General features: G+C 57.5%; 1 protein-coding gene. It reads left to right on the top strand.

Annotation, left to right across the window (positions count from 1 at the left end; translation table 11 throughout):
* The coding region (locus DEO48_RS24785) for an ImcF-related family protein (protein ID WP_219933020.1) at positions 1–697 on the top strand (697 nt) is incomplete at both ends.

Here is a 697-nt window from a genome sequence, read left to right as displayed (position 1 = left end):
GCAGGAGCTGAGCCGTCTGCCGTTATATCAGCGGGTGTATCAGGGGCTGATGGTGCGGGCCACCGCGACGCTGCCACCGGATTTGCGGGTACAGGATGAGACCGGGCAAAGTTTTGACAGCGTGTTTGTGCTGCGTGATGCGCATGCCGGTACGGTACCGCGTCTGTTCACCTGGTCCGGCTACAGTGATTTTTTCCGGGGCCAGCATAACACGCTGTTTGATTTGACCGGGCTGGATGCGTGGGTGCTGGGACAACATGAACAGGTTCAGCTCAGCGAGGCGGATCGCAGTGAAATTCAGCGCCAGGTAAGCGATCGTTATATCAGCGATTATACCGGTCACTGGCAAAAACTGTTATCCGCGCTGGATATTCAGCCGTTTGATTCGCCGGAGCAGGCGCTGTCGGTACTGAATACCCTTACCGGCGATGAGCAGCCCTTCCGGCATATTGTCTCTCTGCTGAGCGATAACACCGCCGTTCGTCCACTGACCGGAAAAGGGGCAGCACAACAGCGGGATAACCTCAGCCGGATAGCGCGTCCCTTTACCCAACTGGACGACACCCTGAAAGGCCGTGGAAATGATGCGCCACTCATTCAGGGGATAAACCAGAAACTCATCGCCCTGGCGCAGTGGCTGGAGCAGATAAACAGTGCCGGCGATCCGGGGGCTGCTGCCTTTAAGGCCCTGCAGTTA

This window comes from Enterobacter sp. CGMCC 5087, from assembly GCF_003144775.1.
Taxonomy (GTDB): Bacteria; Pseudomonadota; Gammaproteobacteria; order Enterobacterales; family Enterobacteriaceae; genus Enterobacter; species Enterobacter cloacae_M.
This window is presented reverse-complemented; position numbering and strand designations above follow the sequence as displayed.